Genomic DNA, 25600 nt, shown 5'->3' with positions numbered 1-25600 from the left:
ATGAATCGCAATGTAATTTCCATTGTTTTGGGAGGAGGTAGAGGAACAAGATTGTTCCCACTTACGTATTCAAGATCAAAACCTGCTGTACCAATCGCGGGAAAATACAGATTGGTAGATATTCCTATTTCAAATTGTTTAAACTCGGGATTGAATAAAATCTTGGTTTTAACGCAATTCAATTCTGCATCACTGAATTCTCACATCAAGAATTCATATCATTTCGATATTTTCAGCAAAGGTTTTGTTGATATTCTGGCTGCGGAACAGAATGTGGAAAACGAAAGTTGGTATCAGGGAACTGCGGATGCGGTTCGTCAGTCGATGAAGCATCTTGAAAAGTATGATTACGATTATATTTTAATTCTTTCAGGTGATCAGCTTTATCAGATGGATTTCAGGGAAATGCTGGATTTTCACATTGAAAAGGGTGGAGATGTAACGATCGCAACGATTCCTGTCAATGCAAAAGATGCGACAGGTTTCGGAATTTTAAGTTCGGATGATGAAGGAAACATAACCTCTTTCGTTGAAAAGCCGGGTTATGATCTTTTAGATGATTTAAAATCTGAAGTTTCCGAGGAAAATAAACATGCTGGAAAAGAATATTTAGCTTCGATGGGAATTTATATTTTCACAAAAAGCATCCTTAAAAAAATGTTTGAAGAAGGAGCCGGAGACGATTTCGGAAAAGACATCATTCCAAATTCTATCGGGAAATACACAACTTTGAGCTATCAATATGAAGGTTACTGGACAGACATCGGAACTATAGAATCGTTTTACGAGGCAAACTTAGATCTTTGTCAGGATTTTCCTCAATTTAATTTATTCTCATCATCACCGATTTATACAAGAGCGAGAATGCTTCCACCGTCAAAAATTAATGGTTCTTATGTAAGTAAAGCTGTTTTCGGAGACGGATGCATCATCATGGCAGATAAAATTGAGAATTCCGTGATTGGAAACCGAACGAGAATCGACAAAGGCAGTACGATTGTAAATTCTTACGTCATGGGTGCAGATTTCTATCAAAACACCACTGAAATTGTGATGAATGACAGAAAAGGTCGACCAAACATGGGAATCGGAAAGTATTGTTACATTGAAAAAGCTATTTTGGATAAAAACTGCTACATCGGAGATAACGTAAGAATTATCGGCGGAAAACATTTAGCAGACGGCGATTACGGAACACACTCTGTTCAGGACGGAATTGTGGTTGTGAAGAAAGGTGCGATTTTGGCGCCGGGAACTCATATTGGGTAAGAAGTTGGATGTTTGAATCTGGAAGAGAAAATTTTTTGAAGTTTAATTAAAATTAATTCAATTAAAAAAATCAACGGTAAAATAGAAAAATTTTTATCATCCTTCCTCCATCTTCCATCCCAAAAATAATTAAAATCAAAGTGATCAACATATTGGTCACTTTTGTTATTTTCAATACATTTGTGCGATGCGTTTTTTTAAGATCATAGCGGTAATTATAGTGTTGTTGGTTGGGGCATATGCTGCTTCCATGTATTATTTTGTGGACGAAAGCAAAGATTTCAAGATCGAAAAAGAGATCGACTATCCTTTAGAAAAAGTCTTTTCACAGTTCAATAACCTGCAGAATTTTACCCGTTGGAATAATTTCTTTACGAGCTCTCAATCGATTGATATTGATTACTATTCGCCGTACGAAGGGCAGGGAAGTTCGATCAGTTATGTTGACCCGAAAAACGATACAGACGGAGAAATGTTTATCCGTTATCAAAATCCGAATGGATCATCTTTAAGATACCAGCTTTTTGAAGACAGAAATGAAAATCCTACGGTAGTTGATGTTAAATTTAAAGCAGTTTCTGCAGAAAGAACAAAAATAACTTGGGTCGTTCATACTCCAAAATTGTCAGTTTTAAGAAGAGTTGAAAATTTTTGGACAGAAGATCGTTTTGCTGAAAATATTAATAAGAGTATGACCAATCTTAAAAATGTTTTAGGCAATAAGGTGGAAAAAGACAATCAGATGGCGGCGATAAAATACGACAGCCTGATGGTAGAAAATGAAGAACAAAAACTTTTATTGGGAATAAATGTAAGCACATCCAACAAAAAAGATGCGCTTTACAAAAATATTGTGATGAATTATAATAAAATTTATAATTACACCACGATGGATTTGGGCAAAAAAGACGACGAATTTGGTTTTCCAATGCTAATCACTGATGCCGACAATTATAAGGATAAAGAAGTGTCGTATTTTCTTGGAATTCCTTTATCTAAAAAGTTCGGAGTTACGGATAATAATTTCAGTTTCAGAACGATAAATGCTTCGCAGAATTATGTGATGTATTACAAAGGAAATTACGAAGGTAGAGTGAAGGCTATACAACAATTAATCCAGAAGGCAAAGAAAGATGAGATGCGTTTTAATGATATTCGTCAGACTTTTATCGAGCGCCCGATGGACGATCAGGATGTGAATATGAAGTTGTCTTTATCTGTCTTTAAGTAAATTAATTATATTTATTTCTTTTATAGTTTTTTTAATAGTTTAGAGGTCTCCCGAATCGGTTTTTTTTATTAAATTTGAGGATTAATTCTACAAACAAAATTTAATAATAGATAAACTGTAATAATGGACAGATTTTCATTCCTAAACGCAGCTCATTCTCAGTTAATTGAGGATTTATACCAACAGTACTTAAAATACCCGGATTCTTTAGAACCATCATGGAAAGCCTTCTTTCAAGGCTTCGATTTTGCTTTGGAGAACTATGGTGACGAAGAAAACATCCAATATATCCAGGCTCCGGCCAATTCTGCACCTGCTGTACAGCAAGCGACTCAGGCTGCATCGAATGGTGAGGTTCCTGAGCACATCAAGAAGGAGTTTAAGGTAGTAAACCTTATTGAGGCATATAGAACGAGAGGGCATTTGTTTACGAAAACAAACCCAGTTAGAGAAAGAAGACATTATACACCTACTTTAGACATCGAAAACTTCGGTCTTAGTAGCGCGGATTTAAATACAAAATTCAACAGTGCAATAGAAATCGGTTTCAAAGAACCTGTGACTTTGCAGGAGATCGTGAAACGTCTGGAAACAATCTATTGCGATTCTATCGGTGTTGAATATATGCACATCAACAATGTTGAAGAAAAAGATTTCATCAAAAGATGGCTTCAGGTAAACGAAAATCACCCGAATCTTTCTGCTAATGAAAAAACTGAGATTTTATTAAAATTAAATCAGGCAGTTGCTTTTGAAAATTATCTTCACACAAAATTTGTTGGTCAAAAAAGATTCTCATTAGAAGGTGGTGAAACTTTGATCCCTGCTTTGGATCAGTTAATTACCAGATCTTCTCAATTGGGTGTTGATGAGGTTGTGTTAGGAATGGCACACAGAGGTAGATTGAACGTGTTGACAAACATTTTCGGTAAATCTTACAAACAGATTTTCTCAGAATTTGAAGGAAAAGAATTTGAAGAAGATGTATTCTCTGGTGACGTTAAATATCACTTAGGTTCGTCTAAAAAAATTAAAACTGCTTCTGGAGAAGAAGTTTGCATTAATTTAACACCAAACCCGTCTCACCTTGAAACGGTGGCGGCTCTTGTAGAAGGGATCTGCCGTGCAAAGGTTGATGATAAATATAAAGATTATTCTAAAGTTTTACCGATCATTATTCACGGTGATGGTGCTCTTGCTGGACAAGGTATTGCTTATGAAGTTGCTCAGATGATGACTTTGGAAGGGTACAGAACAGGAGGTACAGTTCATATCGTTGTAAACAATCAGGTTTCGTTTACGACAAACTATATGGATGCAAGATCTTCAACTTATTGTACAGACATTGCGAAAGTTACAGAATCTCCTGTAATGCACGTAAATGCAGATGATGCAGAAGCTGTAGTTCATGCTATTCACTTTGCTGCAGATTTCAGAGCGAAGTTTGGTAAAGATGTTTATATTGATTTATTAGGATACAGAAAGTATGGTCATAACGAAGGTGATGAACCAAGATTTACTCAACCTAATTTATACAAAACAATTTCTAAACACCCGAATCCAAGAGAAATTTATAAAGATAAATTATTGAAAGACAGCGTTACTTCAAACGAAGTTATTGCTAAGATGGAAACGGAATTCAAAGCACTTCTGGATAAAGACTTTGATGCTTCTAAAGAAATTGAGAAAAACGTAATGGACGTTTTCATGGCAGATGACTGGACAAACTATCCGATTGGAAAAAGAGGTGCAGTTCAAGATGCTGTTGATACAAAATATGACTTAGAAAAGTTGAAAGAATTGGCTATTAAAATGTCAACGCTTCCTGCTGATAAAAAGTTCTTAAATAAAATCACAAGACTTTTCGAAAACAGACTGAAAACAATTGAAGGAAACTCTTTGGATTGGGCATTAGGTGAGTGGTTGGCTTATGCTACGTTGCTTACTGAAGGTCACAACGTAAGAATTTCCGGAGAAGATGTGGAAAGAGGAACGTTCTCTCACAGACACGCAGTTGTAAAAACTGAAGATACTGAAGAAGAATATATCCCATTAAGACATATTTCTGAAAACAGATTTGATGTATTTAACTCTCATCTTTCAGAATATGGAGTTCTTGGTTTTGATTACGGTTATGCAATGGCTTCTCCTAATACTTTAACGATTTGGGAAGCTCAGTTCGGAGATTTCGTAAACGGTGCTCAAATCATCGTTGACCAATATTTGGCAGCGGCAGAAGAAAAATGGAAAATTCAGGATGGTTTAGTAATGTTGTTGCCGCACGGTTCGGAAGGACAGGGTGCAGAACACTCTTCAGCAAGATTAGAGAGATTCTTAACGCTTTGTGCTAACGAAAATATGGTAGTTGCAAACATTACATCTCCTGCTAACTATTTCCACTTGTTGAGAAGACAATTAAAATGGTCTTTCAGAAAACCATTAATTGTAATGAGTCCAAAATCATTGTTAAGACATCCAAGAGTGGTTTCTCCACTTGAAGATTTTTCAAATAAAGGATTCCAACCAATCTTAGACGATCCAACTGCTGATCCTAAAAAAGTAGAAAAGTTAGTTCTTTGTTCAGGTAAATTATACTTTGAATTATTGGCTAAAAAAGAAGAATTAAATGCTGAAAATATCGCATTGGTAAGATTCGAACAATTGTATCCGTTACAAACAGATGCAATTGAGGCGATCTTCGAAAAATATTCAAACAGAAAAGAATTGATATGGGCTCAGGAAGAACCAGAAAACATGGGAGCTTGGTCTTATATCTTAAGAAACTTCAGAGATACAGGAATTCAGGTAGTTTCTCCTGTTCCAAGTGGTGCTCCGGCTCCAGGAAGTCACAAAATGTTTGAGAAAAACCAGAATGCAGTAATCAACAGAGTATTCGACAGAAACGATGCTCCTGTAAAAAGACCTGTAACAGCTTAATTAAAATAATAATCATTTAAAAAATAAAAAATACGATATGTCAGTTTTAGAAATGAAAGTTCCTTCACCGGGCGAATCAATTACAGAAGTTGAAATTGCAACTTGGCTTGTAAAAGATGGTGATTATGTAGAAAAAGATCAACCAATCGCTGAAGTAGATTCAGATAAAGCGACTCTAGAATTGCCTGCAGAACAAAGTGGAGTTATTACTTTAAAAGCAGAAGAAGGTGACGTTGTACAGGTGGGACAAGTGGTTTGTTTAATCGATATGGATGCTGCAAAACCTGCGGGAAGTACTACTCCTGCTGCTGAAGCTCCAAAACAAGAAGAGGCTCCGAAAGCTGCTGAACCGGCTAAACAAGAAGCTCCAAAACCTGCTGCTCAACCGGTAGCTGCTGCAACTCAGACTTATGCAACAGGTGCTCCGTCTCCGGCTGCTAAAAAAATTCTTGACGAAAAAGGTATCGATGCTTCTCAAGTGACAGGTTCCGGAAGAGATGGAAGAATCTCTAAATCTGATGCTGAATTGGCAGCTGTTCCTGCATTTGGAGGAAACCCAATCACAGCTACAGGTTCTAGATCTACAACAACAACTAAACTTTCAGTTCTTAGAAGAAAAATCGCTCAGAGATTAGTTTCTGTAAAAAATGAAACAGCGATGTTAACTACTTTCAACGAAGTTGACATGTCTGAGATCTTTAGACTAAGAAAACAATATAAAGAAGAATTTGCTCAAAAACACGGAGTAGGGCTTGGTTTCATGTCTTTCTTCACAAAAGCAGTTACAAGAGCATTACAAATGTATCCGGATGTAAATGCATCTATCGACGGAGATTTCAAAGTAAACTATGATTTTTGCGATATTTCAATTGCGGTTTCAGGTCCTAAAGGATTAATGGTTCCGGTATTGAGAAACGCTGAAAATATGTCTTTTGCTAGCGTTGAAGCAAACATTAAAGATTTGGCAATCAAAGTAAGAGACGGAAAAATCACTGTTGATGAAATGACTGGTGGTACTTTCACTATTACAAATGGTGGTACTTTCGGATCTATGATGTCTACGCCGATCATTAACCCTCCTCAATCTGCAATCTTGGGTATGCACAATATTATCCAAAGACCAGTTGCGGTTGACGGACAAGTTGTAATTCGTCCAATGATGTATGTTGCAATGTCTTACGATCACAGAATTATCGACGGTAAAGAGTCTGTAGGATTCCTTGTTGCGGTAAAAGAAGCGATCGACAACCCGGTGAGTATCCTAATGGGTGGAGACGAAAGAAAAGGTCTTGGATTATAAGATTTTAAGAAAATTATAATATAAATTTTTAATCTCGCCTCAAAAAGGCGAGATTTTTGTATTTAATATAGTAAATACTATAATGATGTTCTCAAAAATGACCTCTAATATCAAAGTTTCAGTAATACCTGAATATGATAGTAAAAACAGTTATCCATCTGAAAACCGTTACGTTTTCAAATACAACATTACCATCGAAAATGATGGAAATTTTCCTATAAAAATTCTTAAAAGAAAATGGTTAATTTTCGATGTTGGTTTCGGATACACAGAAATTATCGGTGATGGAGTGATCGGTTTAACACCGGAAATTCCAATGGGTGAAAATTTTGCTTATTTCTCCAATGTAATGCTTCGTTCCGGAGTTGGCAATATGAGCGGAAAATACCTCGTAAGAAACATGGAGACACAGGAAAGTTTTGAAATAGATATTCCGAAATTTAATCTTTTGTCTGAAGTTTTGAGCAATTAATTTAAAACAAGAAAAGCTAAATATTATTTTAAATTAAAAAATATCCTCAAACATCTGCGCAATCTGCAAATCAGCGAGAAAATAGACATTTTACTCAATCAAAATCAGTTGGGAAAAACCACAAATCACAATTTTTTAATTTTCAGTTTCATATACTCAGAAACCTCTTCATTGCTTGTGAGAAATAGTTTTTCAAAGGCTAGGAGAGAGATTTTAGCACAAACTTCCGCATCGTCACCTGCTCTGTGATGGTTGAATTTGATTTGATGATATTCTGCCAGATGTTTCAGACCATATTTAGGTAAATAATTCCATGATTTTTTTGCCAACTGAATGCTACATAAATAATCAATTTTTGGAGTAAACATTCCGTAATGATTCAGACAGCCACGCAAAACCCCTGCATCAAAAGAAGCATTGTGAGCAATCATCAGCGTTCCATACATTGCCTCTTCAATTTCATACCAAATTTCGTCAAAAGTAGGAGAGTCCTTAACATCTTGGGGCAAAATTCCGTGAACATCAATATTATACTGACTGAAATAAGGAAAACTAGGTGGTTTTATCAACCATGTTTTTGTTTCTTTAATCTGAGAATTTTCAACAATACAGATTCCGACCTCACAAGCTGAGCTTCTGTCGTTGGTCGCGGTTTCGAAATCTATTGCACAAAAATCCATGAATTGTAGTTATTAAATTGAGAGTTATAAGTTATGAATTATTCTAATATTTTGGGCAGCTTTTTTCCGCCTTCCGTTCCCGCAATTTTGTAGTTTTTAAAACTACAAAATGTGCTCCACTCAAGTCGGGCTGAACCTTTCAACACATTTTAAATTTTAAGGTGATCATGAAGCTAATCCCCTAAAACAAATCCCGCAATCTAATTATAAGAAATGTTTAAAAATCAACCATTTAGATTGATAAAATTTATCTTTCTGATATTTTTGCCTAAGTTTCCAAGTTCCAAAAGCTTGACCATAAAATCCAAAATGAGCTCTTAAAACTGCCCAAAAATGTGAAACCCCATTTTTATAGGCAAAATAAAATGAGGCAGCTCCGTCTAGACATAACCTAAAAAATATCAGCCAAATCAACCGTGGAAATGGCAAATTCTTTAATAGCATTGAAAAATTATTTCTAATGTTTAAATATGTCTTCTGAGGACTTTGCTTGTTTAAAGTCCCCCCTCCAACATGATAAACTTTTGATTTTCCGGTGTAAAAAATTTTCTTTCCTGAGTTAATTAATCTCCAGCAAAGATCGATTTCTTCCTGATGCGCAAAAAATCTTTCATCAAAACCTTTCTGTTCCCAAAAATCTTTTGAACGGATAAATAAGCAACATCCTGAAGCCCAGAAAATCTCTGTTTCATCATCATACTGTCCTTTATCTTCTTCTATATCATCAAAAACTCGTCCTCTGCAATATGGATAACCAAGATTGTCAATTAAACCACCTCCTGCTCCGGCAAATTCAAAATAATTTTTATTGTTAAATGATAAAATTTTAGGCTGAATGGCAGAAACTGATGAATCTTTTTCAAATAAATTCAAAATAGGTCCGATCCAGTTTTCTGTAACTTCTACATCAGAATTAAGAAGGCAGTAAAATTCGTTTTTAATTTCTTTTAAGCCTTCATTGTAGCCTCCTGCAAAACCGTAGTTTTTATCGTTTTTGATAATTTTTACATTGGGAAATTGAGACTGTAAAAATGATATAGAATCGTCTGTTGAAAGGTTATCAATAACATAAATATCTGCATCCTGAGAAAACTGAACAACACTTGGAAGAAACTTTTCCAGCCAATTTTTTCCGTTCCAGTTTAAGATCGCAACTGCTAATTTTTTCGACATGTGAATCTATATTTTTTCAGAATCAAAATTTTTAATAGAATCCTGATATTTCCATTTTCTATGTGACCAAAGATAATTATCTGGACGCTTGTGTAAAGTGTTTTCCAATAATTTATGAAATTTTTTCACAACTTCATGTTCAACAAACTTTTCTCCATCGGGATAAATTCTGTGATAATTCACTTGATAAAATCCACGCTTTACTTTCTTCATTTCACAATAAATGAACGCAAGATCCATCCTTGTTGCCAATCTGTCGTAACCCGTAAATACAGGAGTTCTTTGATTTAAAAATTCTAATCCGTACGTAATATGTGCAAAATGCGGAGTCTGATCTGCCACAAACATATAAGCAGAACTTCCGTCATTTTTTGATCTGAAAATATTGAGAATCACTTCATTGGCTTCCAAAGCTTCGTTTCCGAATTTATTTCGGACTTTTTTCATTTGATTTTCCCAAAAGTCACTATTTACTTTTCTGTAAACGGGATGGCAATGATCTTGTGGAATAATCCTAGCTAAAGCATTGATCCACTCCCAGTTGAAAACGTGTCCCGCCAACATTATAATATTTTTTCCTTCCGCTTTTGCCTCATGAAAAACTTCCTGATTAATGTGTTGCATTCTAACTCTCGATTCTGTCTCCGAAATACTGAATGATTTTACAGTTTCAACCAGATAATCGGAAAAGTTACGATAGAATTTTTTTCTAATTTCTGCGATTTCTTCATCGGTTTTTTGAGGAAATGAATTCTGAAGATTTTGGGTAATTACATTTTTTCTATATCCAACAATATAGAAGTTCAAAAAGAAAATAATATCCGAAAAAATATATAAAATTTTCAGGGGAAGCTTAGATATTAAAAATAATATTTTGATCAGGAAATTCATAAAACATGCAAATTTACGGATAATAAAATTATGGTTCTATTTTTGCTTGCAATAAGTATTATTTTTTTATTTTTATATTATGAAAAAATTATTGTTAACAGCTTTCTTGGGATTAGGTTTTTTAGGATTTTCCCAGGAGTTAAAAGATAAACCCGAAGCGAGAGAGACGGAAAAGGCTTTGTTGGTAAAAACCGACCATGCAGAGCTGGATGCAAAGAAAAAAGCTGCTGAAGAAAAGGCAAAATTACCGAAGCCTTACAATCCAAAAGCTGATGCGGAAAAAGATATACAGGCTTTAATTGCAAAAGCGAAAAAGGAAAAGAAGAATATCATAATTCAGGCGGGTGGAAACTGGTGTATCTGGTGTTTGAGATTCAATCAATTTGTGCAGACAACTCCTGAATTGAAAAATATTGTGGATAAAAACTATGAATATTATCATTTAAATTATTCTCCAGATAATAAAAATGAAAAGATTTTTGCTAAATATGGAAATCCAGGTGATAAATTTGGTTATCCTGTTTTCATCATTTTAGATCAAAATGGCAAAATGATTCATGTTCAGCAAAGTGATGTTTTGGAACAGGATAAAGGATATAGTTTAGAAAAAACGAAGGAGTTTTTCAAACAATGGGCTCCAAAAAAATCATAAAAATAAAACCGGGAAATTTTTCTCGGTTTTTTATTTTAAATTAAAATTCAACAATCTTTTAATCCAGCTTAATTTTTTCTCGGAATAAGGTGGAAATTTAATATTTGGTTCGCCCCAAGTCGCTTTTTCAAGAATAGATTTTTGATGCGAAAAAGTTTCAAAACCAAATTTTCCGCGATAATTACCAATTCCTGAATTTCCGACTCCGCCAAAAGGTAGATTTTCATTTCCAAGATGCATTATTACATCATTAATACAACCTCCGCCAAAAGATAGTTTCTGCTTAAAAAAATCCTTTTCTTCAGGATTATTGGTGAATAAATAAGCAGCTAAAGGTTTTTCCTGTTCTAAAATTTCATTTAAAATTAGATTAAAATTACTGAAAGAAATGACCGGCAAAATCGGTCCGAAAATTTCTTCCTGCATGACTTCATCATTCCAAGTAATATTCGTTAAAATTGTTGGCTCTATGTATAATTTTTCTTTGTTGAAGTTTCCTCCAAAGTAAATTTTATTCTTATCAATTAGTTGAATTAAACGTTCAAAATTCTTTTGATTAATAATTTTGGTGTAATGCTCAGAATCAGGTTGATAATTAAATTCTTTAAGATATTTTCTCAATATTTCTAAAAACTGTTCCTGAACAGATTCTTCAACTAATAAATAATCGGGAGCAACACAGGTTTGACCTGCATTTAAAAATTTACCCCAAACAATTCTTTTTGCAGCTACTTCAAGATTGGCCTCTTTCGTAATAATTGCAGGAGATTTACCACCTAATTCTAAAGTAACCGGAGTTAAGTTCTCTGCAGCAGCTTTATAAATAATTTTTCCGACTTTTGTACTTCCTGTGAAAAATATTTTATCGAATTTCAATTTTAAAAGTTCTGTCGTTTCATCAATTCCGCCTTCGTAAGCATATAAATATTCTGGTGGAAAATTTTCATTAATGATTTTTGCCATTGTTTTCATGGTATTTTCTGCAATTTCGCTTGGCTTTAAAATACAACAATTTCCTGCTGCCAAAGCCGCAATTATAGGAGAGAGCGATAACTGATAAAGATAATTCCATGCTCCGATGACCAAAATATTTCCTAATGGTTCGGAATAAATTCGGCTTTTCCCGATTTGGTTGACGAGATTAGTTCTTACCTTTTTAGGTTTAGACAAAGACTTTAAATTTTTAAGATAAAAATCAATATCATTTAAAATAAAAGAAATTTCTGTGGTGAAAGTATCAAATTTAGACTTACCAAAATCTTTGTAGATAGCTTCGTATAAAAGATTTTCGTTTTTAACAATTAAATCTTTTAGTTTTTCAAGATACATTTTACGAAACTTACTATTTTTCGTTTGCTGTGTTTTGAAAAAATCTTTCTGTCTAGATACAATTTCCTGAATTTCCATAAAGCGAATTTCAGAAAATATATCAAATTTTTTGCCTAAATTTTACATTATATTTCTCACGGCAATTTTTACAGGATGATACAGTAAAATTATAAATGCTGTAATTAAGGCCAGCCAAAACAATCCTGTAAAAATTTCCATGTTTGACAGTAAAATTGCCTGTGCATTTATTTTTGCTTTAAATGCTCCCGCCGTCATTGATAATGATTCATTCACAGGAAGTTTTGCCATATTTGAACCGAAAATCTGATTCCATTGCGAATAAAAAATAGGATTGGTATCTGTAAAGTTTGAACTTAATGTATCTGAGTGCTTTAAAGTTAAAAATAACATTAGATTTTGCATTAAGGCATATCCGATTGCAGTTGTCCAGAACCTGGTTGCTGTTCCCACTGCTGATGCATTAGCAACATAGTCTTCAGGCATTCCCGCAATTAAAAAAAATACTAAAGGTGTGAAAAGTAATCCTTGTCCGACTCCCTGCAAAAATAATGGCGGACAAATGGTCTGAAGCGTTGTGTCGGGGTAAAAAGTGTAGGTAAACCAAGCACAATCAATCGCTAAAATTAGAAATCCAGCGAAAAAAATTAACTTTGATGAAGCTCCTTTTGTAATACACAAAGCTGAAAGGAAAACGCCCAAAAGGCTTCCCGCAACATTCCAATATTGAATTTCTACAATGTAATCCCATGGCCATTTCCAGACGGTTGCCATGATGCTGTATACATTATTAATAGAAGCTCTTAAAATATAAAAAATGAAAAAAAGGATAACTCCCGCAATTAAGTTTTTTGAACTAAAAACTTCAAAGTGAAAAAAAAGGACGAGGCTGATTTCTCTGTTTTAACATAAATAATCCTCCGAAAATCAAGAAAATTAAAAAACAAAGAATGATGATATCGGATTCAAACCACATCAGTCTTTTTCCATAAATTAAAGCATAACCTCCGGCTTGAAGACAAACCCAAAGCAAAAACCAGCTTGTGATATCTAGTTGATACAGAGGTTTTTTAGGGAAGAATCTGTTTTTATTAAAAATGGCAAAGGCGATAATTAATACAAAAACATGGAAATAAACCATCATCAAAATCATATGCTTGAAATCGTAGTCTTCAATGCTTGATTTTAACAAAGAAGTTGTAATCGTTCCACCCGTAAGAATAATGGTGTACATGAAGGTGTATGCAATTTCTTTGGCGTGTTTCGTTTTGAGTTCGGCGACAATTAATGGCAAAAAAATAGCACCTTCCATCACTCCAAAAATTCCTTCCAGAAAGCGAATTACTAAAATAATATGATAATCGTTGGTAATCGAAAGTCCGTAAAGGATAAGAATGGAAACGGAAGACATCAGAAGGGTGTAATATTTTACGCTGAAATACGCCATAAATCGCTGTATAACTAAAAGGGTAACCACAAATGTCCCATACATCAAAATCATTAAGTATTGAATGTCGTCCGAATCAACATCCATAAAAGAAGACGTGAAGGCGCTATTGGAGTGCAAAAGCGACAACAACATCAGGTGGGGAAACAGCGCCAGAATAAGAAGCGGCAGTTTCAGCCATTGTGGTACCCATTTATGATAAACTGTATTGTGTTGCATGATTTTATTTAAGCAAAATCATAAAATTGATGAATTTTAATTTTTGCCTGATTTGTTTAATGTAAATGCGAAAAGACAAAATAGCAAGGTGTAAAAGTAAAGATAAGATGGCAAAATTGCAGTTCTGTCTTTTCGCTAAAAAAATAATTTAATTGTTTAATTTAAAATTTGAGAAGAGGAATTTGAAAATTTAATCGAATACACTTAAACACTTCCACATACAACTCTAAAAACGTTCAAACCCTCTCACTCTCAAACTTTATATTTTCTTCGCACTCACCAAAACATTCATTCCGGAAAGTAATTTTTCGTTATTTTGATGATTATCAAGAATAATTTTTACAGGAAATCTTTGTTCTATCTTTACGAAATTTCCTGTTGCATTGTCAGGTTTTACCAATGAAAACTGTGAGCCTGAAGCCGGAGAAACAGAAACAATTTTTCCTTTAAATTCTACATCGGGATAAGCATCTGCTGTGATGATAACTTCTTTATTCTGATCGATCTGTCCCAATTGTGTTTCTTTGTAATTGGCAATAATCCATTTTTCTTTACTCACGATCTGCACCAAGGCCTGACCTTCTTTAATCAACTGACCTTCCTGAATCGTTTTCTTACCAACCCAACCATCGTAAGGTGCGGTAACGACAGTGTAGGAAAGGAAAAGTTTAGCATTATTCAGACTCGCCGAACTTTGCTGGATCTGACTTTTAACGGGAGCAACTCTTGTTTCTTGTTCGTTTACGCTTGCTCTCACTGCATTTTTTTGCTGTTCTAATGCTAAAAGATTGGCTTTTGCCTGTTCGTAAGAAGCTTTTACGTTTTCGAATTGTTGTTCAGTCGCAGCATCTTCGGAAACCAGATTTTTATATCTCTTAAAATCTTGTTCGGTTCTCCAAATATCGATTTTGGCGGAAGCTATTTTTGCATCGATGATTTTTGTGTCACTTTCTTTCGTATTTACGCCACTTTCAATCGTATTGATGTTTTCTGAATTAGCATGGAGATTGGCTTCAGCCATTTTCACTTGGTTTACGAATTCACGATTATCAATCACAATCAAAGTATCACCTTTATGTACAAACTGATTTTCGTTAAACTTAATATTTTTAATGAAACCTGAAACTTTGCTTGAAACGGGTGTGATATATTGTTCGATCTGCGCATCGTTGGTCGTCACATTTTTTCTGGAGAAAAGATAAAAACTCACCATTCCCGTAATCCCACTGATAATGAGAATCCATGCCAATAAAGTGATCGTTTTATTGATTCTTTTTTCTTTTCGTGTCAATTGTTTTTGTGCCATAGTTTTTATAAGTTTCCAATAGTATATTGGAGTTGATAATATTTAAGTTGTCTGTTGATTTTTACGGAAATAAGATTGGATTGTGCCTCCAGATATGCGTTGTCAGCATCGATTAATTCAGTGATTAAGCTTAATTTATTCGCATATTTTGTTCGTACAATTCTGTAATTTTCCTTTGCCTGATTGATCGCTTCTTCTGCTATTTTTACCTTTTGGTCGGTTTCTTCAAACTTTTTGTAGGCTTCATAAACATTATGTCTGATATTTTCTTCATTTTCTTCAACCTGCAATTTGGCAAGGTTGATATTTTCATTTGCTTCCTGCATTTTGTATTTGTTTTTATACAGACTTTCAATAGGATAGGTAAGATTTACACCAATCATTCCTAACCGGTAAGCATAAGGTTCAGGAGGAAAAAACATCATATTGGGATATTTTAAAAAATATTCTCCACCGGCCGTAATTTTCGGTAAATAATTCGCTTTTGTAATTTTTTGGTCTAATTCCTTTATCGAAAGGTTTTTGGTTGCCATTTCTACAGATTCATTTTTGTGTAAAGCAGTTTCTGTTAGTTCATTTATGTAAGGAATTTCTGCTTTTTCTGAAATCAAATCTTCTGTATCTACATGCATTTTCTGATTTTCAGGCAGTGACAAAATGGTTTTTAATTTATGTTCTGCAATCTGAATATCGTTATCTAATTCAGTCCAGCTCATTTTATGATTGGAAAGCTGTAGAGAAGTTCTCAAAACTTCGTTTACGGTTACAACACCGTTTGCTTTTAAGGCTTTAACCTGTTTAATGTTTACAGAATCTTCTTTCATTTTATCATTAATCAAACTTTGCTGTTCTTTTAAATGATGAATCTGAAGGAAGCCAGTAATGATTTCCATTTTCAATTGTCTTTCATCTAAATGCGTTTTTAATGAAGAAATTTCAGTATCAATGGCTGCTTTTTTCTCTGTATTTTTAATTTTTCCGCCCATATAAATCGGAATTGAGGCAGAAAGCGTAAAGTCATACATACCGTTGATGATATCATATTTTGTTGCTTTTCCGAATACGCCATTTTCGTGCTGAAAAAGATTGGTCACCTGATTATAGCTGGTATGAAATTCAATGTCTGGAAGTTTTTCCATTTTAAGGTCTTTTTCCCTTGTTTGGAATATTTCATTTTTTAAATGACTTATCTGAATATTTTTGTTATTCTTAAGTCCGATCTCAACTGCATTGTGAAGGCTGAGATGTTGATAGTCGATCATTTGTGATTGTAAAAAACTGCTTATCAATAATAAGCACAACGCAATACAGCGATATCTGCGTGCGTCAAATATCATTTTCATAAATTTATTAAAGGTTTTTTGCTAAATTGATTTTGATGTTGCAAAGTTACGTGATGAAGCCTCGGGCGTGATTTGTGAAAACAGAAAAAGATTTGTTCATTTACGCCAAATTAAAATTTTCTGCATATCTTTATTTTATGAATGATAGTCATTTTGGAGCCGTTGAAGAAGTTGATGCTGAGTTTTACGTTTATCATGTACTTAAAGGAGATGTAAAGACAGATATTCACCATCACAGTTCTGCACAATTGGTATATGCTGAAGGAGGTATTGTGCATATTTTTACAGATTTGAAACACTGGTATTTACCGGCTAGATGTTTTATGTGGATTCCTGCAGGAACTCCTCATTATATTTTTTCCACCAGCCCGAAAGTGGATTTGTATAATTTTTATTTTAAAAAAGAAGAAAATGAAAGTGGCTTTTTTGATGAAATTAATATTTATTCTGTCAGCCATTTGCTTCGTGAGATGATTTTATATACAAAAGAATGGAATGGAAAAATCACAAAAAATGATGAAGCTAAATATTATTTCCTCAAAGCCTTAAAAGGAATTTTACCCGAAAAAAGAGATAAAAAATTAGCATTTCCCGTTCAACATCCTTTTCCGAATGATGAAACTTTATTAAAAGTTGCTCAATATATTCACGCCAATCTTGAAAAGCCTTTAACCATCGAATCTACAGCAAAAGAATTTGGAATGAGCACAAGAACGCTTTCAAGGAAATTTAAAGAGATTTTGGGTATGAATTACGTTCGTTTTCTACGTGCTTTGAGAATTACCCGTTCATTGGAATTAATGTTGGAAGGGAAATATAATATGTACGAAATTGCAATGATGGTAGGGTATAACAGTCTATCATCTTTCAGTAATATTTTTAAAAAAGTAATTGGAATTCCGCCGACGGAGTATCAGCAGAAGTTGAAAGGAACTTGAGTTTGAGAGTGGGAGAGTTTTTGTGTTTGAGATTTATAACGTGGCTTCGAGAGTATCAACAATCGTACTTTCTACAAATATTGATCCTCTTTTATAATTGCGACATTTCTTGGTGACTGAGGTTATCAAAGTAACCAGTATGTATAAAAAAAACCACTTCAAAAGAAGTGGTCTTATATTTTGAGAAAAATCTCGTCTTATTAATAATAAGATTAAGCTTCTTCAGAAGGAGCTTCTTCTTTCTTAGCAGGAGCAGCTTTTGGAGCTTCAACCGGAGCGTCAGATACGATATCGAATTCGTAGTTGTACTCAACGTTTCTGTGAAGTCTAACAAGAGCAGTAAATTTTCCTGTTCTTTTGATAGTATTTCCAGGGATTTTGATGTATTTTTTATCTACAGATACACCAGCTTTTCCTAGAGCTTCAGCTAAATCAGCATTGTTGATAGAACCGAATAATTTGTCACCAGCACCTACTTTTGCAGGAATAGTGATAGAAGTTTTCTTCAATTGCTCAACTACAGCGTTTGCAGCAGCCACTAATTTAGCTTCTTCTTCTTTTCTAGCCTCCAAAGTAGCTTCTAGAGCTGCAATGTTTTTAGGAGTAGCTAAAAGTGCAAATCCTTGAGGGATCAAGAAGTTTCTTGCATAACCAGGCTTTACGCTTACTGTGTCGAATTCAAGACCTAAGTTTTCTACGTCTTTTTTTAGGATAATGTTCATTGTTGTTGTCCTTTTTTAGATGTTAGAAGTTAGAAATTAGAAGTTAGACATAGTCTGTATCTGAAATCTATTATCTAAAATCAAGTTAGAATTTAATTATTTATTCAGCAACAAAAAGCCAAAAGCTATAAGCTAATGGCTAATTGCAATTTTTTTATTTCAATAAGTCAGCTACGTATGGTAGTAACGCCAAGTGTCTTGCTCTTTTGATAGCAGCAGAAACTTTTCTTTGGTATTTCAAAGAAGTTCCAGTGTATCTTCTTGGTAAGATTTTACCTTGCTCGTTTACGAACTGTAATAAGAAATCAGCATCTTTGTAATCAACGTGCTTAATTCCGAATTTTTTAAATCTACAATATTTCTTTTCAGATTTTGTATTGATATCAAGCGGAGTAAGGAATTTTACTTCTGATTCTCCTCCAGCTGAGGCTTGTTTAGCCATTTCGTCTATTGCCATGTCTTGTCTTTTTTAAAAAATAGGGTTAATAATTAAGCTTTAGCTGCTTTTACTTTTGCTCTTCTTGTTACAGCGTAGTCAACAGCGTGTTTGTCTAGTTTTGTAGTAAGGTAACGGATCACTCTCTCGTCACGTTTGAATGCTAATTCTAAATCAGCAACTACAGAACCTTCACCTTTAAATTCAATTAAAGTGTAGAATCCGTTCTTTTTCAATTGGATTGGGTAAGCTAATTTTTTTAATCCCCAGTTTTCTTTAGCAACGATTTCGCAGTTCTTTTCTTTAATAAGATCTACATACTTGTTCACTGCTTCCTCCACCTGAGCTTCAGATAGAACGGGAGTTAAAATGAAAACAGTTTCGTAATTGTTCATAATGTTAAAAAATTTGTTAATTATTTCGAGGTGCAAAAGTAGTGTAATTTTATAAACTATACAACTTTTTGTTGTGTTTTAATGTATTAGATTGTATTTTCGTGTATCTATTTATTTTGAAAAACTAGTGCCATGAAAAACAAAATTTATATTTTACCATTATTGTGTTTTAGCACACTTTACTTTTGTCAGGACAAAATTATTAAGAAAAATGGTGATCATTTTGATGCTAAAATCATCGAAGTGGGTTCTTCAAATATCATTTACAAAGAACCGGATAATCTCGATGGACCAACACGATCTCTCGGAAAAGCGGATATTTTTCAGATAACATATAGTAATGGAAAAAGTGAAGTTTTAGGAAAATATTCAAATATTAATGATGCTAAAAATTTTATTGTTAGTAAAATAAATGAATTTGGAATTGATAGAGATGACGATAACAAAATGCTTCAGGCTGAATTTGATGGAGATCAGATTAAAATAAGTTCGATCAATAAAAAAGGAAAAATTATAAATGATAATGTTCTTTGGGATTTAAGCCGGGTTATTAAATTTCATAATATTTCGGCAAGAAAAAACAATGTTTTTTATTTGAATATTGTTACTTATAAAACCGAAAAATCTAAAACAGAATTAGATAAGCTTGTTATTAAATTAACTGATTATGAAGCTGCTGTTGAAGTTTTAGAAGCAATGAAAGATCTGGAAATTATGCTTAAAAAAGATTAATTTATAGGAGCTATTTCCCGCTTTCCACTATATCTTTTGTTTCGCTTTGCTACACAAAAGGATGCCGTTGCAATCGGGGCTAAAGTTGCAGTCATTCATATAAACATTCGAAAAAATATCCACGAAGTTTGTCATCCTGAAAGTATCTAAGTTCGAATTTTTCCATTTTCTAATAATATGTCTAGATTCCTACGGAATGACAAACTTTGAAAATAAAAAGTTTAAACAGATTTTTGTATTAATTTTTCAGTTACAAAATTCAAAACTATTTATTTTTCCTTTCTAATTTCCGCCAAGAAACTCACCTTAATAATATCATATAAAGAATGCCTGCTTACCAAAATTGAAGCAATGGACGAAACCATTCCGGCTAACATAAGATGGAAAATCAACGAATGTCTGTCGGTCATTTCCAAAACAATAATGGCGGATGTAAATGGTGCTCTCGTAATTCCCGTTAAAAAAGCGACCATTCCACCAAGAACCACAACATTTATTTCGTTTGGTGTTAAATGAATAACCCCCGAAATTACCGAACCAATACTTGCACCTGCCGTCAAAGCTGGAGCGAAAATTCCACCAGCTCCTCCAGAAGTAAAAGATAGAGCAGGCCCCAACATTCTTAAAATAGGAACATACCAATCTTCATGTTTGTCTTTCGTAAAAAGTACACGCTCCATGATTTCCTTCCCTGATCCTAAAACTTCTCTATTAATAAAGAAAGCAATGGAAGCAATAATTAAAGCACAGATCACCAAAAATGCAACATTTGCTCTGTCTGTTTTTAAATTTTTCTTTTTCCACTCATTCATTTTCAGCATAATTACGGATAATTGACTGGCTAAAATTCCTGCAATTCCACCAACTAAAATAATGGGAAACATCATTTGTTTTAGGATAACCTAAATATAAATAAGAACCCGCAAAAGTCTGAGCGGTCAAACCTGCAATAATAACCGCCGTAAATAAAGCTGTTTTAAAATAATTAATATGTGTTTTAGACAATTCTTCAACGGCAAATACGATTCCACCAAGCGGTGTGTTAAATGCGGCTGCAAGACCAGCTGCTGCACCCGTCATGATCATATTTTTCTTCGAAATTTTAGGCCACCATTCAGGAAGATATTCGTTCACTTTTCGGAAAACGGAACCGGAAATCTGAATGGTAGGACCTTCTCGACCGACCGCGCCACCGCCAATGACCAATATGACAGAGGAAAGAATTTTAAAAATGATAATTTTTAAGCTTAAAAGGCTTCTAATTTTTCTGTGTTCCTTAGGATTTGCCAATTCAACGGCGGCCATTACTTGTGGAATTCCGCTTCCTCGCGCGCTTGGCGCAAACTCTTTTACCAACCACCACGAAAGCACAAAACCAATAGGAGCAATGATAAAGATCGTCCAGGAATGCCAATTCATAATAAAATGAAGCAAGTTTTCACCCCAGGCAAATATTTTAGCGTACATTACTGCAAAGAAGCCAGTAATCACAGAACCAATCCAAAAAGGAATTGCCTGAAGTAAGTTATATTTCAGTTGTTCGTTTCGGATATTGTCAAAAGATTTTTTTAAAGATCTTCGAATGAGGGTGAAAATTTTCAGCATTTGTTAATTTTGAGATGCAAAAATACATGTTTTTTGCGGAATTTATATTTTTGAAACAATCTTAAATCTTATAAAACTTATATTAAACAGGTTGTTATAAATTTAATACTAATAAATTAAACTTCAAAAAAATAATTATAATGTAAAATGAGTTTTGTTTAATTATTAATTTGATAAATAAATATCTATTTGTTTGAATAATTTAAATTTATTAAAGGTGAAAATTAATCTTTTGAATTTTAATTGCAAACAAAAAAACCTTCGAAAAAATCGAAGGTTTTATATTTAAAATCGGCAAGAAAATTACTCATTGCCCATTATTTATTGCTTATATTTCCGTGTTCAGATCCCAGTTTTGCAGGTAATCGTGAACGTGCTTCAACATCATTCCACCTAGAGAACCGTCTACCACTCTGTGATCGTAAGAGTGCGACATGAACATCAACTGACGGATTGCGATGACATCACCATCCTTAGTTTCAAGAACTGCAGGCTTTTTAACGATCGCTCCAATTGCAAGAATAGCAACCTGAGGTTGAGGAATAATCGGAGTTCCCATCAAGTTTCCAAAGCTTCCAACATTAGAAATTGTATATGTTGCGCCTTGAGTATCTTCTGGTCTTAATTTTTTGTTTCTTGCTCTGTAAGCCAAATCATTGATTGCTTTTGCAAGACCTGAAAGAGATAATTGATCTGCATTTTTAATAACAGGAACAATCAAGTTTCCGTCTGGTAAAGCAGTTGCCATACCTATATTGATGTTTTTCTTTTTGATGATATTATCACCGTTTACAGAAACGTTAATCATTGGGAAATCCTGAATAGCTTTCACTACAGCTTTCACGAAAATCGGCATGAAAGTAAGTTTTTCACCTTCACGTTTTTCGAAGATATCTTTGTGTTTATTTCTCCATTTCACAACGTTTGTTACGTCTGTTTCGATGAAAGAAGTTACGTGTGGAGCAATTTGTTTTGCTTTCACCATGTTTTCAGCAATGATTTTTCTCATTCTGTCCATCGGAATGATCTCATCACCTGCAGCAGCCGTAATGGTAGCAGCAGGAGCAGAAGTTGCAACCGGCTGTGGAGTAGAAGTTACTTGTTGAACCGGAGCAGCTTGTGGAGCTGGCTGATTTCCTCTGTTTTTAACGTATGCTAAAATATCTTCTTTTGTAATTCTTCCTTCCAAACCGCTTCCTTTGATAGATTTTAGTTCAGTTTCAGAAATATTTTCCTGTTGTGCGATAGATTTTACAAGTGGAGACAGGTAAAGATCTCCCGAAAATTCTGTTGAAGCAGCTACTTGCAGAGGCTGTTCAATTGTTTTTAAAGTTTCAGCATCTGGAGTTGCAACCGGAGTTTCAGTTTTTACTTCTTCAGTAGCTGTGTTTCCGCCTTCTCCTTCAATCTCTAAAATAGCAATGGCTTCACCTACTTTTGCAACTTCGTCTTTCTGTTTCAAAATCTTTACGATTTTCCCCGAAACTGGTGTCGGAACGTCTGAATCTACTTTGTCTGTTGCAATTTCTACTACGGAATCATCCTCTTTCACAGTATCACCTTCGTTGAATAACCAAGTGATAATTGTCGCTTCCATAACACCTTCTCCCATGGAAGGAAGCAATAATTTGTATTCTGCCATTTTTAATTTTTAGATTTTGACAAATATATAAAAAAAATCGATTTTTTTATGAAATATTAAATTTTAGAAAAATTCAATGTAAATATTTTCTCCGACATTCAGTCCAAACAAAGATTTTGCACCGTTTTTCTTGCTTCCTTTATAGATCGTTAACTCTAAAAGCTGACTGTCATTGAAAATTGCCGCAGACTGACCGTGAAATTCTGTTTCTCTTGCCCAGTCGGAAACCACTTCCGTATGGCTTGAAAATATCCTCGAAAGACTTAAATTCCTGAATTTGATAGTAAAACTTTCCGTTCCGCGACCTGTACTTTCGAAGAAATCTTTGCTGATATTTGAAATTATATTTCCGAAATTATCAATGTAAGTTACCTCGCCGATAATCATCTTTTCAGACTCATTGTAAACTGGCTTTGGGAACATTAATTCCTTGGCGTGTTTTATCTTTCTACCGATCACTTCCGGAAGTCCGCCATTCGCCAAATGTACGGCTGCAGGAACAAAAACATCGGTTGACGTAAAATTTACGATATCATCGAAACGGTTATTTAATGTAATTTCATAAATCGCTTCAGGTTTAATATCAAAAAAAACTAAACTTAAAAGTCCGTTATCGGCCGCTAAAAAATAATGCCCGTCTGCTTTATAGAGAATATTTTTCCTCGATTTATGATGAAAACTGTCTACGGAAAGGATATGAATTGTGCCTTTTGGAAAATATTTATATGCGTTTCTTACGATGTAAGAAGTTTGTATCAGATTGAAAGCCTGGATCTCATGAGAAATATCAATCACATTTGCTTCAGGTTTTAGCGACAGAATTCTGCCTTTTACAGCGGCAACTCTGTAATCTAAATTTCCGAAATCTGAAGTTAGGGTTATAATTGACATTGAATCGTTATAGAAATAATCGTACCGCAAATTTATCTAAAAATAAAGGAAAGGCCGAAGATTGTGGAAAAGAATTTGATATAAATTTAAAAAAAAGGTTTAAATTTAAAATCTAAAATAAATAAAAATACTGCATGTTTGAATTAACATATGATTTGGAAGATGTAGACGTAAAAATCTTCTACGGAGTTAATAACCAATTTTTCAATTTAATAAAATCCAGCTTCCCAACTCTTAAAATTAATGGGCGAGATCATTTCATCTTCGCGATGGGTAATCAGGAAGCTCTTGATATATTTAAGCAAAAACTTGATGATATTGTAAATTATATTTCGAAAAATAATTCCATCACTTTAAAAGACGTTGAAAATATTCTAAATATTAAAGACGAAAACGAAAAACAATTAGTCTTCGATCAGGATATTATCGTAAAAGGTGTAAATGGTAAAATAATTAAAGCTAAAACCACAAATCTTAAAAAATTAGTAAAAGAAACTGAGAAAAAAGATATGGTTTTTGCAATCGGTCCTGCCGGAACGGGGAAAACTTACACAAGTGTCGCCTTGGCTGCGAAAGCTTTAAAAGATAAACAGGTTAAAAGAATTGTTTTAACAAGACCTGCCGTTGAAGCAGGGGAGAGCTTAGGTTTTTTACCGGGAGATCTTAAAGAAAAACTGGATCCGTATTTACAACCTTTGTATGATGCGCTCCGCGACATGATTCCTCATGAGAAACTGGAAGGTTTTATCGAGAAAAAAGTAATTGAAGTTGCGCCGTTGGCTTTCATGAGAGGTAGAACTTTGGATGATGCTTTTGTAATTTTGGACGAAGCTCAGAATACAACCCACTCTCAGATGAAAATGTTTTTAACCAGAATGGGGATGAATGCGAAATTTATTATCACAGGAGATCCAACACAGATCGATTTGCCACCAAAACAACAATCCGGGTTAAAAGAAGCCATGAGAATTTTGAGTGATGTAAAGGAAATCGGATTTGTTCATTTAACAGAGGAAGATGTTGTACGACATCCAGTCGTTAAGAAGATTATTCTTGCCTACAATGCAGAGGATAAGAGATTGAGAAACGATTAAATTTAATTTTAATTGAAAATATTTAGCAGGATGGTGGAAACTATCCTGTTTTTTTGTTTAAATAAATGTAATAAGTCTAAAATTTTGATATTCAAAATAAATTGCTATTTTTGCCGTCGAATTAATAAGATAAAACTAATAACATGAAGAAAATTTTACTTCTTGCAGCAGTCGCTGTAATGGGTTTGAGCGCAAACGCTCAGGAATTTCGATTTGGTCCTAAAGTAGGTTTTGCAATGTCAACGCTTAAGATTGATGAAAAGCAAGACGATCTAAATGCCAGAAAAATGAGTCCCAAATATACTTTCTACATTGGAGGTATGGCAGAATACAAAATCAATGATAATTTCGGATTTCAGGCAGAAGTTTTATACTCGCCACTTGGAGCTAAAGAAAAAATCGATGGTGTGAATGCTGGAGTTGTATTTGTAGGTGAACAAACTAAAGTGGATTTAGGAACGCTTTTGATACCGGTTTCTGCAAAATATTTCATCACTGAAGGTTTTTCAGTTGCTGCAGGTGCTAACTTTGGAGTAATTCTTTCTGCTAAACAAAAAAGTGTAGTTGGTTCAGACTTCTTTGATATTGAAGTTGAAGGAGAGGGTGGTGAAGTAGATATTAAAGATGATATCAAAAAACTGAATATTGCTCCGTTTGTAGGGGTAGAATATATGTTTGAAAACGGATTCTTCATCGATGGAAGATATAGTTTGGGAGTATCTAACCTTTCTAACGACGGAAGTGGCGGAAAAGTAACAAATAGCTTCGCACAAGTAGGTGTAGGATTTAAATTTGGAGGAAATTAATTTTTGATTTTTTTCATTAAAAATAAAAAGCGGTACAAAATTTGTACCGCTTTTTTCTTGTATTAAATGATG

At 34.0% G+C, this 25600-nt stretch carries 23 protein-coding genes and 1 pseudogene; 10 read left to right on the top strand and 14 right to left on the bottom strand.

The window, feature by feature from the left end; all coding sequences use genetic code 11:
• The 5 genes from ACKX2A_RS02670 (at position 1) to apaG (ending at position 7209) form a co-directional block, all read left to right on the top strand.
• Complete coding sequence (locus ACKX2A_RS02670) at positions 1-1269, top strand: glucose-1-phosphate adenylyltransferase (protein ID WP_415327491.1); 1269 nt, start codon at positions 1-3, stop codon at positions 1267-1269.
• Between the two features lie 187 nt (positions 1270-1456).
• A complete protein-coding gene (locus ACKX2A_RS02665; RefSeq protein WP_415327490.1) occupies positions 1457-2500 on the top strand; it encodes an SRPBCC domain-containing protein in 1044 nt (347 codons plus the stop codon).
• 123 nt (positions 2501-2623) lie between these two features.
• On the top strand, positions 2624-5437 hold the full coding sequence (locus ACKX2A_RS02660; RefSeq protein ID WP_415327489.1) for a 2-oxoglutarate dehydrogenase E1 component: 2814 nt from the start codon (positions 2624-2626) through the stop codon (positions 5435-5437).
• Positions 5438-5474: 37 nt separating this feature from the next.
• Positions 5475-6737 (top strand): 2-oxoglutarate dehydrogenase complex dihydrolipoyllysine-residue succinyltransferase, encoded by a 1263-nt coding sequence (gene odhB / locus ACKX2A_RS02655; RefSeq protein WP_415327488.1) that lies wholly within the window; start codon positions 5475-5477, stop codon positions 6735-6737.
• A gap of 97 nt (positions 6738-6834) precedes the next feature.
• Positions 6835-7209, top strand: a complete 375-nt coding sequence (apaG, locus tag ACKX2A_RS02650; protein ID WP_415327487.1) for a Co2+/Mg2+ efflux protein ApaG — start codon at positions 6835-6837, stop codon at positions 7207-7209.
• 125 nt (positions 7210-7334) lie between these two features.
• On the opposite strand, the gene ACKX2A_RS02645 is transcribed toward apaG, so the two are convergent.
• The 3 genes from ACKX2A_RS02645 to ACKX2A_RS02635 form a co-directional block, all read right to left on the bottom strand.
• A complete protein-coding gene (locus tag ACKX2A_RS02645) occupies positions 7335-7889 on the bottom strand; it encodes a 3'-5' exonuclease (RefSeq protein ID WP_415327486.1) in 555 nt (184 codons plus the stop codon).
• 204 nt (positions 7890-8093) lie between these two features.
• Positions 8094-9062 carry a glycosyltransferase family 2 protein gene (locus ACKX2A_RS02640; RefSeq protein ID WP_415327485.1) on the bottom strand — a complete coding sequence of 323 codons (969 nt, stop codon included), beginning with the start codon at positions 9060-9062 and terminating at the stop codon, positions 8094-8096.
• Positions 9063-9068: 6 nt separating this feature from the next.
• Positions 9069-9953, bottom strand: coding sequence for a lysophospholipid acyltransferase family protein (locus ACKX2A_RS02635; protein ID WP_415327484.1), 885 nt, complete (start codon positions 9951-9953; stop codon positions 9069-9071).
• A 79-nt stretch (positions 9954-10032) separates the two neighbouring features.
• On the opposite strand from ACKX2A_RS02635, the gene ACKX2A_RS02630 reads away from it, so the two are divergent.
• Positions 10033-10605: a thioredoxin family protein gene (locus ACKX2A_RS02630; protein WP_415327483.1), complete on the top strand. Its 573-nt coding sequence runs from the start codon at positions 10033-10035 to the stop codon at positions 10603-10605.
• A gap of 30 nt (positions 10606-10635) precedes the next feature.
• On the opposite strand, the gene ACKX2A_RS02625 is transcribed toward ACKX2A_RS02630, so the two are convergent.
• The 5 genes from ACKX2A_RS02625 to ACKX2A_RS02605 form a co-directional block, all read right to left on the bottom strand.
• A complete protein-coding gene (locus ACKX2A_RS02625; RefSeq protein WP_415327482.1) occupies positions 10636-12012 on the bottom strand; it encodes an aldehyde dehydrogenase in 1377 nt (458 codons plus the stop codon).
• 42 nt (positions 12013-12054) lie between these two features.
• Complete coding sequence (locus ACKX2A_RS02620) at positions 12055-12726, bottom strand: hypothetical protein (protein ID WP_415327481.1); 672 nt, start codon at positions 12724-12726, stop codon at positions 12055-12057.
• Between the two features lie 91 nt (positions 12727-12817).
• A complete protein-coding gene (locus ACKX2A_RS02615) occupies positions 12818-13618 on the bottom strand; it encodes a hypothetical protein (protein ID WP_415327480.1) in 801 nt (266 codons plus the stop codon).
• Positions 13619-13877: 259 nt separating this feature from the next.
• On the bottom strand, positions 13878-14924 hold the full coding sequence (locus ACKX2A_RS02610) for an HlyD family secretion protein (protein WP_415327479.1): 1047 nt from the start codon (positions 14922-14924) through the stop codon (positions 13878-13880).
• Between the two features lie 5 nt (positions 14925-14929).
• Positions 14930-16186, bottom strand: coding sequence for a TolC family protein (locus tag ACKX2A_RS02605; RefSeq protein ID WP_415327478.1), 1257 nt, complete (start codon positions 16184-16186; stop codon positions 14930-14932).
• Positions 16187-16404: 218 nt separating this feature from the next.
• Here ACKX2A_RS02605 and ACKX2A_RS02600 point away from each other — a divergent pair, with 218 nt between their 5' ends.
• Positions 16405-17205, top strand: a complete 801-nt coding sequence (locus tag ACKX2A_RS02600) for a helix-turn-helix domain-containing protein (RefSeq protein ID WP_415327477.1) — start codon at positions 16405-16407, stop codon at positions 17203-17205.
• A 212-nt stretch (positions 17206-17417) separates the two neighbouring features.
• Here the strand turns inward: ACKX2A_RS02600 and rplI are convergent, their stop codons facing one another.
• From rplI to rpsF, 3 genes are all read right to left on the bottom strand, one after another.
• A complete protein-coding gene (gene rplI, locus ACKX2A_RS02595; protein ID WP_415327476.1) occupies positions 17418-17927 on the bottom strand; it encodes a 50S ribosomal protein L9 in 510 nt (169 codons plus the stop codon).
• Between the two features lie 154 nt (positions 17928-18081).
• Positions 18082-18384, bottom strand: a complete 303-nt coding sequence (gene rpsR / locus ACKX2A_RS02590; protein ID WP_100074406.1) for a 30S ribosomal protein S18 — start codon at positions 18382-18384, stop codon at positions 18082-18084.
• A 32-nt stretch (positions 18385-18416) separates the two neighbouring features.
• Entirely contained in the window at positions 18417-18758 is a 342-nt protein-coding gene (rpsF, locus tag ACKX2A_RS02585) for a 30S ribosomal protein S6 (protein ID WP_066434819.1), read from the bottom strand.
• A 132-nt stretch (positions 18759-18890) separates the two neighbouring features.
• Between rpsF and ACKX2A_RS02580 the strand changes: the two genes are divergently transcribed.
• Positions 18891-19490, top strand: a complete 600-nt coding sequence (locus tag ACKX2A_RS02580) for a hypothetical protein (protein WP_415327475.1) — start codon at positions 18891-18893, stop codon at positions 19488-19490.
• Between the two features lie 269 nt (positions 19491-19759).
• On the opposite strand, the pseudogene ACKX2A_RS02575 reads toward ACKX2A_RS02580, so the two are convergent.
• From ACKX2A_RS02575 to ACKX2A_RS02565, 3 genes and pseudogenes are all read right to left on the bottom strand, one after another.
• A pseudogene (locus tag ACKX2A_RS02575) lies at positions 19760-21095 on the bottom strand (chloride channel protein).
• Positions 21096-21423: 328 nt separating this feature from the next.
• Positions 21424-22737, bottom strand: a complete 1314-nt coding sequence (locus tag ACKX2A_RS02570; RefSeq protein WP_415327474.1) for a dihydrolipoamide acetyltransferase family protein — start codon at positions 22735-22737, stop codon at positions 21424-21426.
• 63 nt (positions 22738-22800) lie between these two features.
• On the bottom strand, positions 22801-23628 hold the full coding sequence (locus ACKX2A_RS02565; RefSeq protein ID WP_415327473.1) for an SAM hydrolase/SAM-dependent halogenase family protein: 828 nt from the start codon (positions 23626-23628) through the stop codon (positions 22801-22803).
• A gap of 134 nt (positions 23629-23762) precedes the next feature.
• Here ACKX2A_RS02565 and ACKX2A_RS02560 point away from each other — a divergent pair, with 134 nt between their 5' ends.
• The gene (locus ACKX2A_RS02560; RefSeq protein WP_415327472.1) at positions 23763-24722 is read left to right on the top strand and encodes a PhoH family protein; all 960 of its coding nucleotides are present in this window, start codon (positions 23763-23765) and stop codon (positions 24720-24722) included.
• 143 nt (positions 24723-24865) lie between these two features.
• Positions 24866-25528 carry a porin family protein gene (locus tag ACKX2A_RS02555; RefSeq protein WP_415327471.1) on the top strand — a complete coding sequence of 221 codons (663 nt, stop codon included), beginning with the start codon at positions 24866-24868 and terminating at the stop codon, positions 25526-25528.
• Positions 25529-25600: the final 72 nt, after the last annotated feature.

The sequence above is a fragment of the Chryseobacterium sp. MMS23-Vi53 genome, assembly GCF_047651245.1.
GTDB lineage: Bacteria > Bacteroidota > Bacteroidia > Flavobacteriales > Weeksellaceae > Chryseobacterium.
This window is presented reverse-complemented; position numbering and strand designations above follow the sequence as displayed.

Bases quoted from the DNA above. Each gene is read 5' to 3' on its own strand.
- ACKX2A_RS02670 (WP_415327491.1), top strand. From the start codon at position 1: ATGAATCGCAATGTAATTTCCATTGTTTTGGGAGGAGGTAGAGGAACA.
- ACKX2A_RS02580 (WP_415327475.1), top strand. From the start codon at position 18,891: ATGAAAAACAAAATTTATATTTTACCATTATTGTGTTTTAGCACACTT.
- ACKX2A_RS02610 (WP_415327479.1), bottom strand. From the start codon at position 14,924: ATGGCACAAAAACAATTGACACGAAAAGAAAAAAGAATCAATAAAACG.
- ACKX2A_RS02665 (WP_415327490.1), top strand. From the start codon at position 1,457: ATGCGTTTTTTTAAGATCATAGCGGTAATTATAGTGTTGTTGGTTGGG.
- ACKX2A_RS02630 (WP_415327483.1), top strand. From the start codon at position 10,033: ATGAAAAAATTATTGTTAACAGCTTTCTTGGGATTAGGTTTTTTAGGA.
- ACKX2A_RS02660 (WP_415327489.1), top strand. From the start codon at position 2,624: ATGGACAGATTTTCATTCCTAAACGCAGCTCATTCTCAGTTAATTGAG.
- odhB (WP_415327488.1), top strand. From the start codon at position 5,475: ATGTCAGTTTTAGAAATGAAAGTTCCTTCACCGGGCGAATCAATTACA.
- apaG (WP_415327487.1), top strand. From the start codon at position 6,835: ATGACCTCTAATATCAAAGTTTCAGTAATACCTGAATATGATAGTAAA.
- ACKX2A_RS02635 (WP_415327484.1), bottom strand. From the start codon at position 9,953: ATGAATTTCCTGATCAAAATATTATTTTTAATATCTAAGCTTCCCCTG.
- ACKX2A_RS02615 (WP_415327480.1), bottom strand. From the start codon at position 13,618: ATGCAACACAATACAGTTTATCATAAATGGGTACCACAATGGCTGAAA.
- ACKX2A_RS02620 (WP_415327481.1), bottom strand. From the start codon at position 12,726: ATGGCAACCGTCTGGAAATGGCCATGGGATTACATTGTAGAAATTCAA.
- ACKX2A_RS02625 (WP_415327482.1), bottom strand. From the start codon at position 12,012: ATGGAAATTCAGGAAATTGTATCTAGACAGAAAGATTTTTTCAAAACA.
- ACKX2A_RS02565 (WP_415327473.1), bottom strand. From the start codon at position 23,628: ATGTCAATTATAACCCTAACTTCAGATTTCGGAAATTTAGATTACAGA.
- ACKX2A_RS02560 (WP_415327472.1), top strand. From the start codon at position 23,763: ATGTTTGAATTAACATATGATTTGGAAGATGTAGACGTAAAAATCTTC.
- ACKX2A_RS02605 (WP_415327478.1), bottom strand. From the start codon at position 16,186: ATGATCGACTATCAACATCTCAGCCTTCACAATGCAGTTGAGATCGGA.
- ACKX2A_RS02645 (WP_415327486.1), bottom strand. From the start codon at position 7,889: ATGGATTTTTGTGCAATAGATTTCGAAACCGCGACCAACGACAGAAGC.
- ACKX2A_RS02555 (WP_415327471.1), top strand. From the start codon at position 24,866: ATGAAGAAAATTTTACTTCTTGCAGCAGTCGCTGTAATGGGTTTGAGC.
- rplI (WP_415327476.1), bottom strand. From the start codon at position 17,927: ATGAACATTATCCTAAAAAAAGACGTAGAAAACTTAGGTCTTGAATTC.
- ACKX2A_RS02640 (WP_415327485.1), bottom strand. From the start codon at position 9,062: ATGTCGAAAAAATTAGCAGTTGCGATCTTAAACTGGAACGGAAAAAAT.
- rpsR (WP_100074406.1), bottom strand. From the start codon at position 18,384: ATGGCAATAGACGAAATGGCTAAACAAGCCTCAGCTGGAGGAGAATCA.
- ACKX2A_RS02600 (WP_415327477.1), top strand. From the start codon at position 16,405: ATGAATGATAGTCATTTTGGAGCCGTTGAAGAAGTTGATGCTGAGTTT.
- rpsF (WP_066434819.1), bottom strand. From the start codon at position 18,758: ATGAACAATTACGAAACTGTTTTCATTTTAACTCCCGTTCTATCTGAA.
- ACKX2A_RS02570 (WP_415327474.1), bottom strand. From the start codon at position 22,737: ATGGCAGAATACAAATTATTGCTTCCTTCCATGGGAGAAGGTGTTATG.